Consider the following 16,452-nt stretch of genomic DNA (forward strand, 5'->3'; position numbering starts at 1 on the left):
GCCTACCCCCGCAGGAACCGGGTGAAGGACCTGGCCCACCCCTCGACGGTCTCCCTGGTGAACAGATCCGTCGAGTACTCGAAGGCGACCGTGATGCGGTCGCCTTCGGGCGCGATCACCACGTACAGCTCGTTGCGGGCCACGCCCCGGACGGAGAGGGCGTGCACGGAGGTCGTCACGCCCTGGAGGTCCAGGGCCGGTGGCTCCGTGGTGATCACCGTGAACAGGACCGTCGGGAACAGGGCGCCCTCCAGGTCGGGTGCCACCAGGGACACCACATCCGTCAGGGGGAGTTCCTGGTGGTCGAGGGCCGTGAAGAGGGAGGCGCCGAGTTGCGCGACCAGGTCGCCGAAGGTCTCCGCCTCACCGAGCCGGGCCCGCAGCAGTACGGCGTCACCCAGGATGCCGACGATCTCCGAACGGTCCCGCTGAACCCGGTTCGCGCTCGACGCCGCCAGGACGATGTCGTTCCCCTCGCCGCACAGCTCGCCCAGCCACCTGGCGAACAGGGCCGCCAGGACCGTGTAGGTGGTGGTGCCCAGGCGGGTCGCCGTGTCGGCCAGGAGGGCGGGGGTGTCGTCGTCGATGACCCAGGTGTGCAGGGCGCCCCGGCCGGACAGCGTGCCGGGGTGCGGGTGGTCGTAGGGCAGGGACGGGCGCAGGGGGATGCCGTCGAGTTCCGTGCGCCAGAAGCGTTCCAGGGCTGTCCTGCGGTCGTCCGGCAGGGCGTGTTCCGATCGGGCAAAGTCGGTGAACTGCCTTATATCGCTTGGTAGTTGAGGAGTCCTTCCCGCCCGTCGCGCGTTGTACAGCTCCGCCAGGTCGCGTCGGACGATGCCCAGGGACCAGCCGTCGCAGACCGCGTGGTGGAAGACCGTCACCAGGATCCAGTGGTCCGGGGCGAGCCTCGCCAGGCGGAAGCGGTGCAGCGGGGCCCGGTCCATCGCGAAGGGCGTGGACACCTGCTCGTCGCACCAGCGGTCCACCGCGTCCGCCGACGCCCCCGTGAGGTCGGTGACCGGCAGCGGGACGGGGACCTCCGCCAGGACTTCCACCTCGTAGCGGCCGTCCTGCCTGCGTACCGCGCGGCTGCGCAGGGCGTGATGGCGGGCCACCAGATCCGTGAGGGCCTGGTGCAGCGCGCCGGGGTCCACATCGCCGCGCAGGTCCGTGCGGTGGGCGATGTTGTAGACGCTCGGGTCGGTGAGCGCGTGGTGGCGGCGCCACAGTCGGCGCAGGGTGGACGGCATCGGTGCGGTGTCCTCGACACGGGGGCGGGTCGCGATGCCCCGGATCGTCGGGTCCAGGAAGAAGTCGGCCATCGTGAGGTCGACACCGGCCTCGTCCCGCATACGGTTCAGCAGCCTGATCGCGCTCAGGGAGTGGCCGCCGAGTTCGAAGAACGACATCGTGACCGGGACCGGGTCAGCCTCCAGCTCCTCGCACCACAGGTCGTGCAGCGTCTTCTCCAGGGCCGTGGCCGGTACGGCGGCCGGAGCCTCGCCGGAGCCGTCGCCCGGCTCGGGCAGGGCGGCGCGGTCCAGCTTGCCCGACGCGTTCACCGGGAGGCGGTCCAGGGACACCCAGCGGCGGGGGACCAAGTGGTCGGGCAGGTCGGCGGCGAGCGCGGCGCGCAGGGAGTCGAGGCCGGCCGTCGGGTCGGTGGGGACCACGTACGCGACCAGTTCCGTGTCGCCGTGGCGGTCGCGGCGCGTGAGGACCGCCGCGTCCCGGACGGACGGGAGTGCCGCCAACGCCGCCTGGATCTCGCCGGGTTCGACCCGGTAGCCGCGGATCTTGACCTGGTCGTCCGCCCGGCCCAGGTAGTCCAGGGTGCCGTCCGTCCGCAGACGGCCCAGGTCGCCCGTGCGGTACAGCACCCCGCCCGTTCCGTCGTCGAGGAAGGCGGCGGCGGTCTCGGCGGGGCGGTCGTGGTAGCCGTACGACACCGGGATCCCGCCCACATGGATCTCGCCGACCGCCCCGACCGGGACCTGACGGCCCGTGCCGTCCAGCAGCAGGACGCGTGCTCCCGGCACCGGGGTGCCGATCGGCGGCCACTCCTCGCCGTCGGGGTCGACGCGGTGCGAGGTGACGATGACCGAGGTCTCCGTGGGGCCGTACTGGTTGTACAGCGCGCAGCGCGGGTGCGTGGCGAGGAAGCGGCGGAAGCCGGCCGTGAGCTGGAGCGCCTCACCGGCCGAGAACAGCTCGCGCAGGGCAGGCAGTTCGGGGGCGGTCTCCATCAGGTACTTCAGCGGGGTGCAGGGCATGAACATCCGCTGCACCTCATGACGGCGCACCGCCTCGGCCACCGCCGCCGGGTCGTGCCGTACGGCGTCGTCGACGAGGACCAGCGTGGCGCCCGAGGCCAGCGTCGTGAAAATCTCCTGCACGCTGACGTCGAACGCCGGTGACGTCCACTGCAGGGTGCGCAGGGCCGGGTGGCGGTCCAGGTGGGCGCGGACCAGGTTCGCCGGGCCCCGGTGGGGTACGACGACGCCCTTCGGACGGCCGGTCGAGCCCGAGGTGTGGATGCAGTACGCCGGGTCTTCCGGGCGGGCGCTGTCCGGTACGGGGCCGGTGGGGAGCGTGTCGTCCACCTGGTCCACCCGCTGGACGGGCAGTCCGGTCGCCAGCTCCGGGTGTGCGGTGAGGGCGGCGTCGGAGGTGAGCAGGAGGACGGGGGGCGCGTCGGAGAGCAGCAGGGCGAGACGCGCGGTGGGCAGGGACGGGTCCAGCGGGAGGTAGGCCGCCCCGCTCTTGAGCACCCCGAGCAGGGCCGTGATCAGGTGCGGGCCGCGCGGCAGGCGCACCGCCACCCGCTCCCCGCGTACTGCTCCCCGGGCCCGGAGCTGCCGGGCGAGGCGGTCGGCCGCCGCGTCCAGATCCGCGTAGGAGAGCCGATCGTCCCCGCTGATCAGCGCTGTGGCGTCCGGGGTACGGCGGGCCTGACGCTCGAACAGGCCGTGCAGGGTGCCGGGGGAGGCCCCGTCGTCCACGCCCGCCGGGTGCTCCCAGCGGGCCAGGGACGCGCGGTCGGCGGCGGTGAGGGCGGTCAGTTCGGGCAGGGGCGCCTCGGGCGTGGCCAGGGCGCGGCGCAGCACCTGCTCGACGTAGTCCACGAAACGGCGCACCGTGGCCTCGTCGAACAGGGCCGTGTCGTACTCGACCATGAACCGGACGCCGCCCGCGTGATGGGTGAGATAGACGCTGAGGTCGAACGGGGCGCGGGCGCTCGGCACATCGAGCAGGGTGGCCGTCACATTCGGCGGGTCGAAGAGGGCCTCGCCCTCGTTCTCGTACTCCACCATCACCTGGAACAGCGGATTGCGCCCCGGGTCGCGACGCGGGTTGAGCGCGCCCACCAGATCGTCGAACGGGACGCCGCTGTGCTCGTACGCCGAGGTGCTGCTCTCGCGGACCCGGCGCAGCAGGGCCGGGAAGTCCGGGTCCCCGGTGAGGTCCAGGCGCAGCGGCACGGTGTCGAGGAACAGGCCCACCTGGTCCTCGGCACCGGCGGGACGCGCGGCGACCGCGGTACCGATCACCACGTCCCGCTGCCCGCTGAACCGGCCCAGGACCGCGCCGATCGCGCCGGTCAGCGTCATGAAGAGCGTGGCGCGGTGGCGGGCCGCGAACGCCCGCAGCCCGCCGGTCAGTTCGGCGTCGAGGGCGTGCGTGAGGCTCGCGCCCGCTCCCGATCTGACCGGCGGGCGGGGGCGATCGGTGGGGAGCGTCAGCTCCGGTGCGCCGCCGAGCCGCTGCCGCCAGAAGTCGAGGGACGCGGGGTCCGGCTCGACGGCCGTCGGCGGCTCGGACAGCGGCCCCGGTGCGGAACCTCCGCCCCGCCGTGCGCGGTAGTACGCGGCCAGATCGCGGGCCAGGACGGCCGTGGAGGAGGAGTCGAAGACGATGTGGTGCGCCATGAGGAACAGCAGATGGTGCTCCGGGGACAGCCGGAGCAGGCGGGCCGTCACGAGCGGGCCCGAGACGAGGTCGAGTCCGTGATCCGCCGCGAGCGTCGCCCGTAGAGCCGCCTCTTCCGTCGATCCCGTGTGGTCCTCCACCGGGCAGTCCAGCGGCATACGGTCGCGTATCTCCTGGTACGGGACACCGGCCGTGTCACCGAAGACCGTGCGCAGCGCCGGGTGCCGGTCCGCGACACGGTCCAGCGCCCAGCGCAACGCCGGTACGTCCAGGGGGCCGTCGAGCCGGATCGCCTTGGGCTCGTGGTACATGGCGGTGCCCGGGTGCAGTTGCTCCAGGAACCAGATGCGGCGCTGGGCCGGGGTGAGGGGGGCGCGGGGCGGCGTACGGCGGGGCTCGGGCAGGGGCCGCGCCTCAACCGCGGGGGTCGTCCGGCGCAGGCGGTCCAGTACCGGCAGCGCCGCCAGCACCTTCTCCCTCGGTACGCCGAAGTCCACGAAGCAGGCGATCTCGTCCGCTCCGGCGGCCAGCAGCCGCCCTACGGTCTCCGCCGCCGTGTGCTCGTCGCCGATCAGCGCGCGGGACTCGCAGTAGCGCTCGTAGGCGCGCCCGAGGAGGAACTCCACGTCCTCCTCCGGGGTGTTCTCCAGGTCCACCTGGAAGCCGAGACTGTTGGTGACCTGGTCGAAGAGGGAGAGGGACGACCGCAGATACGAAAGGAACGGCCGGTACGCCTCGGCCCGCGCCCGCTCCGCGTCGTCCTCCAGGTACGTGTGCACGAGCACCACGACCCGCCCCGCCGCCGGGTCCAGACCGTGCTCGGCACGACAGCGCCGGTACAGCGCGATGTTCTCGGCCAGTTGCTCCACCGTCTGCGTCATCAGATTGGTGACCACGCCGAGGTCCTCGGCGGCCGCCCGGCGGTAGCTGTCCGGGTTCCCTACGACGGCCACGTACATCGGCGGCCGTTCCTGTACGGGACGCGGATGCAGGCGGACCTCCACCGGGGTGCCGTCGCCCGCCGTGGTCTTCAGCGCCTGCCCCGACCACAGGTCCCGTACGGCCGCCAGCTGCTCGTACATCACCTCGCGGTGCCGGCCGAAGTGCTGTGGGGCGAGTGCGAAGTCGGTGGCGTGCCAGCCGCTCGCGAAGCACAGGCCCGTCCGGCCGCCGGAGATGTTGTCGACGACCGACCACTCCTCGGCGACCCGGGCCGGATGGTGCAGCGGCAGCACCACGGAACCGGCGTGCAGCCGGACCCGGCTGGTCCTCGCGGCGAGGGCCGCGGCCAGCACGGAGGGGTTGGGGAAGAGCGCGCCGAAGGAGTTGAAGTGCCGTTCGGGGAACCACAGGGCGTGGAAGCCGTGCTGGTCGGCGAAGTCGGCGGCGGCCATGATCAGGCCGTATTTGTCGTCGTCGGAGTGCTGGGGGTAGTCGCCGAAGAAGTAGAGGCTGAAGTCGACGGCTCCGGAAGAGGATGCGGCGGGCTCGGGGGCGAGAGGGGTCGGTACCGGTTCCGGAGTGGTCGGTGCCGTGATGGTGCCGGGCGTTGCCGCGAGTACGTCCAGCTGGCGGGAGATCATCCCACCCACCTGGTCGACCAGTTGCTCCGCCAGCCGTAGCTGCTGGCCGAACAGGGCGTGGAGGTCCGAGGGCGCCTCCTGGGGAGCGGCGGGCGCCGCCGGTGGGTCCTCGGCCACGGGCTCCTCCCGCACCACCGGCGCGATCACCGGCGCGGCCACCTGCGCTTCGTCGCCCCGCAGTCCCGCGACCCGTTCGGCCAGTCGGCGTGGTGTGTCGGCCGAGTCGAACACCTCGCGGACCGGGACCCGGACGCCGTACCGCTGCTCCAGCTCGGTCGTCATGCTCATCAGGGAGAGCGAGTCGGCGCCGAGTTCGAAGAAGGAGCTGTCGGGGGTGACGTCGGCGGTCGGGCGGCCCAGTTTGTCCGCCGTCAACTGCCTTATCGAGTCCAGGACTTCATCCGTGCGCGGTTCCGGTCGCTCGGGTGCCGCCACCGGCGTCCCGGTTCGGTACGGCACCCTGCTCCGCCGCAGCGGATGCCCGGGGAGCGGCACCCGGCCGCCGTTGTCGTCGAGGAGCGCCCGCCAGTCCAGGTCGGCACCCCTGCGGTACAGCGAGCCGAGGGCCGTCAGGAATCCGTGGGCCTGCTCGGCGGCCTCGTCCCCTTCGCCCTGCCCGCTCAGCCAGCGGCTGTCGGTGACGCAGTGCCGGCCGAGCCCGGTGAGGGTCCGCCCGGCGCCGGTCTCCACGAAGTCCCGGAAGCCCTGTCCGACGGCGGTCTCCATGGCGAGGTCGAAGCGGACCGGCTGCCGGGCCTGACGGCAGAGGTAGTCGGCGTCGACCGTCCAGCCGACCGGGCGCCACTCGCCGTCGGCCGTGGTCACCAACGGGGTGTGCAGCGGCCGGTACGTCACCTCGCGCGCCCGGGTCCGGAACTCGTCCAGCGCGCTGTCGACGTCCGAGGAGTGGAACGCTCGGTCGACCGGCAGCGCACGCCAGCGCAGGCCGTCCAGATCGAACAGCCGTGCCGCCTCCTTCAGGGCCCCCGGCGAGCCCGAGAGCACCTGGGCGTGCGGGCCGTTGACCGCGGCGAGTTCCGCACCGGCGGCGTCCGCGACGCGTCGTGCGGTGGCCAGGTCGGCCCGGACGGCGAGCATGCCCCCGGCCGGGCAAAGGGCCTGCATGAGGCGCCCGCGCCAGGCGGTGAGCCGCAGCCCGTCCTCCAGGCTCAGGGCACCGGCCGCGTACAGGGCGGCGTACTCGCCGACGCTGTGGCCGAGCAGGAGCCCGGGGTGTATTCCGGCGGCCCGCCAGGCGTCCGCCAGCGCCGCCTGATGTGTGAAGAGGGCGGCCTGCGCGGTCTCGGTGGGCCAGATGTCGTCTTGCGTAGAGGGACCGGCGTGACCGGGGGCGGTCAGGAGTGGTTCCAGCAGGCTGCCGCCGAACTCCCCGGCGTAGAGCTTCTCGCACCGGTCGAGCGTGGCCCGCGCGGCCGGGTACGCGGCGTACAGGCCGCTCGCCATGCCGTGGCGGGCGCTGCCCTGGCCCGGGAAGGCGAAGGCGACCGGGCCCGGAGGCGCGGCCTCGAAGCGGACGTCTTCCTCCAGCGCGCGGGCGAGTTCACCGGCCGTGCGGCCGACCACGGCGGTGCGTGCCGTGCGGTGCGGTCTGCCGAGGGCGAGGGTGGCGGCCACGTCGGCGGCCGGGAGGTCGGGCAGGGCCAGCAGCCGGTCGCGGAGCCCTGCCGTGAGTGCGGCGAGGGACTCGGAGTCACGCGCCGACACGGGCACCAGGACGGGGAGTTCGAGAGCCGGCCGGGGGCGGACGGGCGGGGCCTCCTCCAGCACCACATGGGCGTTGGTGCCACCGACGCCGAGCGCGCTGACCCCGGCCCGGCGGGGCACACCGTCCGGCACCGCCCAGGGCCGTAGCTCCGTGGCCAGCGTCAACGTGCCGTCGGACAGCGGGAGTTCCGGGTTGGGCCGGTTCAGGTGCGGTGTCGGCACCAGGGTGCGGTGGCGCAGCATCAGGACCGTCTTGATGAGCCCGGCCATTCCGGCGCAGCTGTCGAGGTGCCCGATGTTCGGCTTCACCGAGCCGACGACACAACCATCGCCGGAGCGGCCCGAGTTCCCCGCGTCCTCGCCCAGAACCCGCGCCAGCGCCGTGAGTTCGACCGGGTCGCCGAGCCGCGTTCCCGTGCCGTGCGCCTCCACGTACGAGATCGTCTCCGCCGGTACGTCGGCCCTGCGCAGGGCCTGCCGTACGACGTCGGCCTGCCCCTCGACTCCGGGCGCGCTGAAGCCGACCTTGGCGGCTCCGTCGTTGTTGACCGCGGAGCCCAGGATCACCGCGTGCACGGTGTCGCCGTCGGCCAGGGCCCGGTCGAGGCGCTTGAGCAGGACGGCGGCCACACCGTTGCCCCCGACCGTGCCGTCGGCCTCCGCGTCGAAGGCACGGCACCGTCCCGTGGGGGACAGGATCGACCCGGGGTGGCTGCGATAGCCGGACTCCTGGGGCAGATGCACGGCCGCCGCGCCCGCCAGCGCCAGGTCCGTCTCGCCGGTCAGCAGCGCCTGGACCGCCAGGTGCACCGCGACCAGCGAGGTGGAACAGGCCGTCTGCACACCGATCGCCGGGCCGGTGAGACCGAGCCGGTAGGCGACCCGGGTGGCGAGGAAGTCGGGCTCCTGGCCGATGGCGGTCTGCATTCCGGCGGCCGGGTCGGCCGGGTCGTACTGAGAGCCGGTGACGGACGGCTGCTGGTGGTCGTAGAGGTTCATGCCCGAACCGGCGAACACCCCCACCCTGACGCCCGGCGCGGTCGCCGCGTGGCCGCCGTCCTCCAGCGCCTGGTGGCAGCACTCCAGGAACAGCCGGTGCGCCGGATGCGTGAGTCCGGCCTCCTTGGGGCTCAGCCCGAAGAAGTCCGTGTCGAACTCCTCGACACCGTCGAGGACTCCGGCGACGGGCACGTGCCCGGATGCCGAGGGCTGCGGCGCGTCGAACACCCGGACGCTGTCCACGCCGTCCCGCAGGTTGGCCCAGAACCCCTCCGCCGAGTGCGCTCCGGGGAAGCGCAGCGCCAGTCCGATGACGGCGATACGTCGCTCGGGGGATGTGACCTCGTCGGTGACCGCCTCGGGCCCGGCCGCCTCCGCCACCGGCCCGCTCGCGAGATGCGCGGCGAGCGCCGTGACCGTCGGATGCTCGAAGAACGCGGTCTGCGCGATGGGTATGCCGAGACGTTCCGCCAGCCGGTTCCGCAGGCGCACCAGGAGTACGGAGGTCAGGCCGAGTTCGTAGAACGGCACGTCCGCGTCGGCCGGGCGGCCCAGTACGGCGGACAGTTCCTCGCGGACAGCCCGGGTCACGGTGTCCGCGTCCGGTGCCGTGGTGCCGAAGCCGCCGTCGATCAACCTGCTCTGGAGCTCCGCGCGGCGCACCTTGCCCGCCGGTGTGCGCGGGAACTCATCGGGCGGCACGGGCTGGACGTACGCGGCGGTGAGCCTGAGGCGGGTGAACAGCGCCGCCTTCAGCTCCTTGGCGATCCGGGTGTCCTCGGGGGCGCCGCGGCTGACGAAGAACACCGCGAGTTCCTCGGTGCCCCGCTCCGGATGCGGGATGCCGCAGGCGGCGATCTCGCCCTGCCGGACGCCCTCGACGGTGGTGGCGGTCTCCTCCACCTCGTGGCAGTACACGTTGTGGCCGTTGAGGATGATCAGGTCCTTGCGGCGGCCCGTGATGACGACCTGGCCGCTGTCGAGGAAGGCCAGATCGCCCGTGTCCAGCCAGTCCCGCCCGGCGGGGTAGGCGGCGGCGTCCGCCTCGGGGTTGTCGACGTAGCCGGGGGTGAGCCGTGCGGGGGAGTGGACCTGGAGCCGCCCGATCCGGCCCGGCGGGGCGAGGTCGCCGTGGTCGTCGACGACGCGCAGGGTGACGCCGTGCGCGGGCGAGCCGGAGGCGACGAAGGTGACGCAGTCGGCGTCCGGGGCGTCCGCACCGGCCGGGACCAGGTCCCCGCCCAGGCTGCTCTTGAGCAGACGGTGCACGGTCCCGGGCCGGTCGAGGCGGCCGTAGGTGACGGCCGTGACCGTCTCGGCCATGCCCCAGGCCGGGACGATGTGCTCCTCGCGCACCCCGTACGGGGCCGTCGCGTCGAGGAAGCGGCGCAGCACCGGCAGCGCGACCCGCTCGCCCCCGCACAGCAGGGACTTGAGGCCGCCCAGGTCCCAGTGGCCCTCGGGCCGCTCGGCGAGCGCGTCCGTGACCAGCCGGTAGGCGAAGGTGGGCGCCCAGCTGTGCCGCGCCCGGTGTTCGTGGACGAGGTCCAGCCAGCGCAGCGGGTCGGCGAGCACATGCTCGGTGGGCGCGTGGACGTTGGTGCAGCCGGTGAAGACCGCGAGCAGGTGGTACAGCAGGAAGGCGCCGCTGTGGTCGACCGGCAGCCAGTTCACCATGGTGTCGTCCGGGCGGACGTCCAGGATCCGCCGGCTGCTCGCCGCGAAGTCGGCCAGCCCGGCGTGCGTCAGCCGCGCCGCCTTCGGTACGCCGGTGCTGCCCGAGGACAGCATCAGCAGGGCGGTGTCGGACGGGTCCGGCGTGAGGTGGTCGTCGTCGGCGTCCCCGGCCTGCGCGTTCAGGCAGTCCCCGGCGAGGGCGACACGCGGCGCGGGCGAGGCGTGGGCGAGCGCGGCGGCGCCGGGCGCGTCGGTCAGGACCAGGGGCCGGCCGAGTAACGCGCAGGTCTGCCGCAGGCGTTCGAAGGCCGGGGAGCCCGGCGCGGGATGCTCGGCGATGGCCACCGGCAGGGCGCCGCCGAGCACACAGGCCCAGAAGGCGGGGAAGAACTCGGCGAGCGGCAGCCCGCACAGCACCACCGCGTCGCCGCGCCGCAGCCCGTGGGCCCGCAGGCCGGCGAGCATACGGCGGGCCGCGTCCAGCAGTTCGGGATACGACCGCGAGGCGGTCGTGCCGTCGGCGGCGACGGTGACGACGGCTCCGCCGGAGGCGGACCGGGCGGCGCTCAGCAGCGCCCGCACGGCGTCGACCGGATCGGCCTCGGTGCGCTCGGGCTCAGGGCCCTGGCAGAGGGCGTGCCCCCGTAGACGTTCCATGCGTGTTCTCTCCCTTTTCCCCGCTGGTGGACGAACGGTCCGGTTCTCCGCTGGTGGACGATCGGTCTGAGTGGTCCCGGTCTCTACGCGCGTCGCGCCGCCGGACGGTGAGCAGCAGCACCAGCGCGCCGCACGCCGCGGCCCCGTGGAAGACGCCCACGACGGCGAGCGCGGGCAGCGCCTCCAGCGCGGCCGCGGCGGCGATCGTGCCCAGGGCGAACCCGGACTGCTCGGCGGTGGCGGACAGTCCGAACAGCCGGGCGCGCTGCCGGTCGGGGGCCGCCTGGAGGCGTGAGGTGTAGACGATCTCGGTCCAGCCGTCCGCGAACCCGGCCGCCACGGCCGCCGCGATCAGGGCCGGGGCGGGCGGTCCGGTGAACGCGGCCACGAAGCACAGCGACATCGCGCAGGTGCCGACGGCGAACGCGCGCTCGCCCCAGGACGTCCCGTGCGAGCGGCGTTTGAGGACCTGGTGGGCGATCAGGGTGCCCACCGCCCACGCCGCCCAGAACCGGGCCATGAACACGGCCGGCTCGGACGGCTCGGCCGCGTGCGCCGCCAGCGGCAGGGCCACGTTGTGCGACGCGGACGCCAGCGCGTCGAGCCCCCGCAGCGCGATCAGGGCGAGCAACGGGCCCGCGAGCCCCACGATGCGCCCCCGCAGCCACCCACCACGCCGTGACGAGAACCCGTCCCCGCCGTCCTCCGTGACGCTCCCGCTGTCCTCCGTACCGCCCGGGTCGCTCACCGACCCCCCGTCGCCGCCCGTGTCCGTACGCGGCCGGAGCAGCAGCACCGCACCCGCGGACACCGCGAAGCTCGCCGCGTTGACCCCGAAGGCGACGCCGAAACCGCCGAGGGCGATGACCGGCGCGGCCGACGCGAAGCCCAGCACCGTGGCGATGGAACGGGCCGTGACCAGCACGCCGTTCGCGCGGGCGCGGTCGTCCTGCCCGACCATGACCGGAACCGCGCTGCGCAGGGCGACGTTGAAGAACGTGTTCCCCGCGCCCAGCACGACCACCGCCGCGAGCAGCACCCACAGCGGCGTGCGCGTCGCCCAGAGCGCGAGCACCACCATGGCGAGGGTCTGGGCGAGGTCCGTCGCCACCATGACGGTCCGGCGGGTGAGCCTCGCGGTCAGGGCCCCGGCGGTGAGACCTGCCGTGACACCGGACAGCAGCCGCACCGCCATCACCGCGCCCACGCCCAGGGCGCTGCCGGTGACCTCGTACGAGAACAGGCTGAGCGCGATCAGATTCAGGTAGGTCCCGTAGGCCGACACGGCGTGCGCGACCACCAGGGACCGGAACCTTAAGTCCACCCCCGTCACCAAACTCCTCAACCCGCAAGGGCCAGGATTCGGCCGCTCGGCATATTCACTCGCAGCGTAGCCCGACGAAGCGGCGGGGGCGGGGTGTTGTGGAGTATCGGGCGATCGGCATCGGCGCGTATCGGATGATCAGCCCGGCGAGGCCGACGACCGCTCCCGCACCCGCTCCAGATTTCGGGCGAACACCTCGCGCGCGTCCGGCGTCAGGGTCCGCAGGGCCATCAGGGCCGTGATCACCACGTCGCACAGCTCCGACTGGACGTCGTCCCAGCCGTGGGTGACGCCCTTGCGTGGGTTCTGGCCGGTCGCGCCGATCACCGCCTCGGCGACCTCCCCGACCTCCTCGGACAGCTTCAGGATGCGCAGGAGCAAGCCCTCGCGGCCCTCGACGGGGCGGTGGGTCTCGAGCCACTCCCACAGGGTGTCGATGGTGCCCCACAGCTCGGGCGAGGCCGGGGCGGGCGATGTCTGATCGTTCATGGGCCGGCAGCCTGCCACGAGGGTCTGACAACGCCCCCCAGCCGTCGCCCTACTCCAGGTACTCCTCGTCGAACAGCGGGTCCTGCTCGCCTTCCTTCGCCTTCCGCAGCCGCCTGGTCCGCGCCCCCACGACCAGCACCGTCCCGGCCGCCGTCGCCGCGAACGCCGCCGGGATCATCCAGCCGCGGTTCACCGCGTGCCCGAGCAGATGGTCCACGGAGAGCCGACCCGGGCCGGTGACGGCCAGGCCGGCGGCCGTCAGGCCCAGCGCCGCCGCGTACTCGTAGCCGCCGCCCTGGTTGAAGAACCCGTTCGGGGTGTGCACCGCGGCCGCCCCCGCCATCGCACCGGCCGCCGCCGCACCGGCCGCCGGAGTGGCCAGGCCCAGGGCCAGCAGGGTGCCGCCGCCGGTCTCCGCGAGACCGGCCGCCGTCGCGCTCACCTTGCCCGGGACGTAGCCGACGGCCTCCATGAACTGCCCGGTGCCCTCGATGCCGCCCCCGCCGAACCAGCCGAACAGCTTCTGCGTGCCGTGGGCGGCCAGCACACCGCCCGTCCCCAGCCGGAGCAGCAGCAGGCCCAGATCACGTCGGTCGTAACGGCTCACGTCGTCTCCCGGAGCGGACGGCACAGCGGATGAGTACTCCTCGTCACGCTCCCACCGTCGCACCCCTGGCCTGCCGCGACACCCGGCGGAGCCGCCCGGGACGCCGTTCGGGTGGCACGGGTGGCGGGGGCCGCCGACCGGTACGAGGCTGACTGGCATGACGATTCAGACCACGCGCCTCAGTGACCCGGCCGTCCGCGCCTTCGTGACCGCCGTGAACAACCACGACCGCGAGAGCTTCATGGAGCTCCTCGCGCCGGGCGCGACCATGGCGGACGACGGCTCCGACCGCGACCTCGCCGACTGGGTGGACCGGGAGATCTTCTTCTCCCACGGCCATATGCGGGTCGACAGCGAGTCCAACGACGGCCGTTCCCTCGTCGCCCACTACAACAACGACACCTGGGGCGAGATGCGCACCCGGTGGAGTTTCACGGTCGACGAGGACGGCAGGATCTCCCGCTTCGAGACCGGGCAGGCCTGAAAGACCGTAAAAACCTCCTACCCGGGGCCTTGTCCTCGCCTGCGCTCCAACTCGTAGCGTCCCCGGCCATGGACACCACACGCACACTGGGACGCAGCGGCATCGAGGTGAGCGCCCTGGGCTTCGGCTGCTGGGCGATCGGCGGGGAGTGGCAGGGGCCCGAGGGGCAGCCGTTCGGCTGGGGCAAGGTCGACGACGAGGAGTCCGTACGGGCGGTGCGGCGCGCCCTCGACCTGGGTGTCACCTTCTTCGACACGTCCGACAACTACGGCACCGGGCACAGCGAGCGCGTGCTGGGCCGGGCCCTCGGCAAGCGCAGGGCCGATGTCGTCGTCGCCACCAAGTGGGGCTATCTCTTCGACGAGCGGACGCGGACCGCCGACGGCAGCGACGCCTCCCCGGCCCATCTGCGCCGTGCGCTGACCGCGTCCCTGCGCCGCCTCGACACGGACCATGTGGACCTGTACCAGTTCCACATCGGGGACGCCGAACCCGAGCAGGCCGCGCTGCTCCGCGACACCTGCGAGGACCTGGTGCGCGAAGGGCTGATCCGCGCCTACGCCTGGAGCACCGACGACCCGGCCCGTGCCGCCGTGTTCGCCGAGGGCCCGCACTGCGCCGCCGTCCAGCACGCCCTCAACGTCCTTCAGGACGCGCCCGAGATGCTCCGGCTGTGCGAGGAGGCGGGGCTGGCGAGCATCAACCGCAGCCCGCTCGCCATGGGGCTGCTCGCCGGGAAGCGCCGGGCCCATCAGCCGCCGGAGAGCGGGGACATCCGCAGCAGGCCGCCGGCCTGGCTCCAGGGGTTCGGTGACGGATCCGGCGCCGACCCCGAGTGGCTCGCCCGCGTCGAGGCCCTCCGCTCCCTGCTCACCAGCGAGGGCCGGACCCTCGCCCAGGGCGCCCTGGCCTGGCTGTGGGCCCGCAGCCCCGCCACCGTCCCCATCCCCGGCTTCCGCTCGGTCGCGCAGGCGGAGGAGAACGCGGGGGCGATGGCGAAGGGAGCACTGACCGGCGGGCAACTGGCCGAGATCGACCGGTTGCTCGGGCGGTAGCCCCGTCGAGCTGTGCGGCAGTCGTTCCACGTACCGGTGCGTACCCCGCGGTCCCACGCGGGGTCCACCCCCACCCGGTGCCGTGGAACGACTGCCGCCTCCCCCCTGGATGTGGCTGACGGAAGCTCTCTGCTCCAAGTGTGAAGCTTTGGTGTAGGAGAGTTGAGCATATGCGCCGGACCGGCCGCAATAGGGCGGACGTTGAAATTCCGGTTGTGCAGGTTGACGCGTTGACGACCGCGCGGGCGGCGTTCAGCCGCGCCCGATGTACGGCATCGCCGTGGCGAGGACGGTCGCGAACTGCACGTTCGCCTCCAGCGGCAGCTCCGCCATGTGCCGCACGGTGCGGGCCACATCGGCGACGTCCATCACCGGCTCCGGGGCCACCTCCCCGTTCGCCTGCAGCGCTCCCGTCTGCATACGGGACGTCATGTCGGTCGCCGCGTTGCCGATGTCGATCTGCCCCACCGCGATCCCGTACGGCCGCCCGTCCAGCGACAGCGCCTTGGTCAGGCCGGTCAGCGCGTGCTTGGTCGCCGTGTAGGCCACCGAGTGCGGCCGGGGCGTGTGCGCCGAGATCGAGCCGTTGTTGATGATCCGCCCGCCCCGCGGGTCCTGCTCCTTCATCCGCCGGTACGCCTCCTGCGCGCACAGGAACGCCCCGTTGAGGTTGGTGTCCACCACATGCCGCCACGCGTCGTAGGGCAGTTCCTCGACCGGCACACCGCCGGGCCCGAACGTGCCCGCGTTGTTGAACAGCAGGTCGACCCGCCCGAAGCGCCCGACGGCGGCCTCGAAGAGGGCGGCCACGTCCTCGGGGCGTGAGACGTCCGTCCGTACGGTGAGAGCCGCGCCACCCGGAGCCGTTGCCGCCGTCCCCTCGGGCGCCAGGGCCGCCGTCTCCTCCAGGGTCTCCACGCGCCGGCCCGCCAGCGCCACCGGCCAGCCCGCGCGCAGCAGTTCCACGGCCACCGCCCGGCCGATGCCGGAACCCGCCCCGGTCACCACCGCGATCCTCGACCGCGCCTCCGCCCGCTCGACGTGCTGCCTGTCCGTTTCCACCAGTGCTCCTTCAAGTGCTTCTTCGGTTCCCCTCAGGGAGTGGGGATGCCCGCCGGGCGTGCCGGGCGGCCGAGGCGGACCGGGACGCCCGGGGAGTACAAGACGCTGACCGGGGCGCCGCTCGGCGCCGGGAGGCCGGACGTCGTGATCAGGTTCTCGTCGCAACGGACCAACTCGGCGCGGTACAGGGGCCAGCGCGGGTGGTGATTGGGCAGGTACCCCGTTCCGCCGAGGAACGCGTTGTGCATGCCCCAGCGGGCGGTGAGGAAATGCTCCAGCTCGGTGGGCTCCTCGATACGTTCACCGGTGCGTACGGTGATGCGGCTGTACGCGTCGCGCGGGCCGGGCCAGCGGCGGGAACTGGTGTAGGTGACGGTGTCTCCGGCGGTACGGACGGTCATCCGGGACCACAGGTACGGCAGTCGGAAGCCGGCGCGGCCCATCAGTACCGGTATCAGCCGGGAGGCGTCCATCGACCGGAAGACGACTCCGCGCCGCCCGTCGGCGTCCACCGAGTACAGGCGGACGTTGGTCTCCGGAAACGTCCCGAGATACGGGACCCCCGGCAGCCGGAGCCACCCGACCCGGTGCATCCGGAAGGCGACGAGTCCGACGTAGGTGACCCCGTCGTGCGTGTCGGGAACGGTGCCGTGCGGAAGGTGACCCGCCACGGCGTCCGGGTCGACGGCCCAGTGGATGAAGGAGAGGTCGAGCCACTGCTGCGTGAGGAGCGGGACGGGTATGGCGGCGGACGGGTCAGGGGTGACGGAGGTGGGCTTCTGCACGATGCCAGCGTGGCAGAGGCTCCGGTGGTGGGCCGCGCCATTCGGCCCGCGCGGCGGTGAGGGTCGCGTCACGCG

Annotated in this window: 8 protein-coding genes; 2 read left to right on the plus strand and 6 right to left on the minus strand. The window is 73.3% G+C overall.

What is annotated here, in order from left to right; translation table 11 throughout:
* Positions 1 to 2 precede the first annotated feature (2 nt).
* From KJK29_RS27335 to KJK29_RS27350, 4 genes are all read right to left on the minus strand, one after another.
* Positions 3 to 10,571, minus strand: coding sequence for a non-ribosomal peptide synthetase/type I polyketide synthase (locus KJK29_RS27335; RefSeq protein ID WP_215121829.1), 10,569 nt, complete (start codon positions 10,569 to 10,571; stop codon positions 3 to 5).
* Positions 10,531 to 11,895: an MFS transporter gene (locus KJK29_RS27340; RefSeq protein ID WP_251057958.1), complete on the minus strand. Its 1,365-nt coding sequence runs from the start codon at positions 11,893 to 11,895 to the stop codon at positions 10,531 to 10,533. The genes KJK29_RS27335 and KJK29_RS27340 overlap by 41 nt, the downstream gene beginning before the upstream one ends.
* Positions 11,896 to 12,033: 138 nt before the next feature.
* Entirely contained in the window at positions 12,034 to 12,384 is a 351-nt protein-coding gene (locus tag KJK29_RS27345; RefSeq protein ID WP_215121831.1) for a MazG-like family protein, read from the minus strand.
* Between the two features lie 49 nt (positions 12,385 to 12,433).
* Positions 12,434 to 12,991, minus strand: coding sequence for a DoxX family membrane protein (locus KJK29_RS27350; RefSeq protein WP_215121832.1), 558 nt, complete (start codon positions 12,989 to 12,991; stop codon positions 12,434 to 12,436).
* Positions 12,992 to 13,148: 157 nt separating this feature from the next.
* On the opposite strand from KJK29_RS27350, the gene KJK29_RS27355 reads away from it, so the two are divergent.
* A complete protein-coding gene (locus tag KJK29_RS27355; protein WP_215121833.1) occupies positions 13,149 to 13,475 on the plus strand; it encodes a nuclear transport factor 2 family protein in 327 nt (108 codons plus the stop codon).
* 68 nt (positions 13,476 to 13,543) lie between these two features.
* Complete coding sequence (locus KJK29_RS27360) at positions 13,544 to 14,530, plus strand: aldo/keto reductase (protein ID WP_215121834.1); 987 nt, start codon at positions 13,544 to 13,546, stop codon at positions 14,528 to 14,530.
* A gap of 252 nt (positions 14,531 to 14,782) precedes the next feature.
* On the opposite strand, the gene KJK29_RS27365 is transcribed toward KJK29_RS27360, so the two are convergent.
* Both KJK29_RS27365 and KJK29_RS27370 read right to left on the minus strand, forming a co-directional pair.
* A complete protein-coding gene (locus tag KJK29_RS27365; RefSeq protein WP_251057959.1) occupies positions 14,783 to 15,592 on the minus strand; it encodes an SDR family oxidoreductase in 810 nt (269 codons plus the stop codon).
* Positions 15,593 to 15,624: 32 nt separating this feature from the next.
* Complete coding sequence (locus tag KJK29_RS27370; RefSeq protein WP_215121835.1) at positions 15,625 to 16,377, minus strand: YqjF family protein; 753 nt, start codon at positions 16,375 to 16,377, stop codon at positions 15,625 to 15,627.
* Positions 16,378 to 16,452 lie beyond the last annotated feature (75 nt).

The sequence above is a fragment of the Streptomyces koelreuteriae genome, assembly GCF_018604545.1.
In the GTDB taxonomy this organism is placed as follows: domain Bacteria; phylum Actinomycetota; class Actinomycetes; order Streptomycetales; family Streptomycetaceae; genus Streptomyces; species Streptomyces koelreuteriae.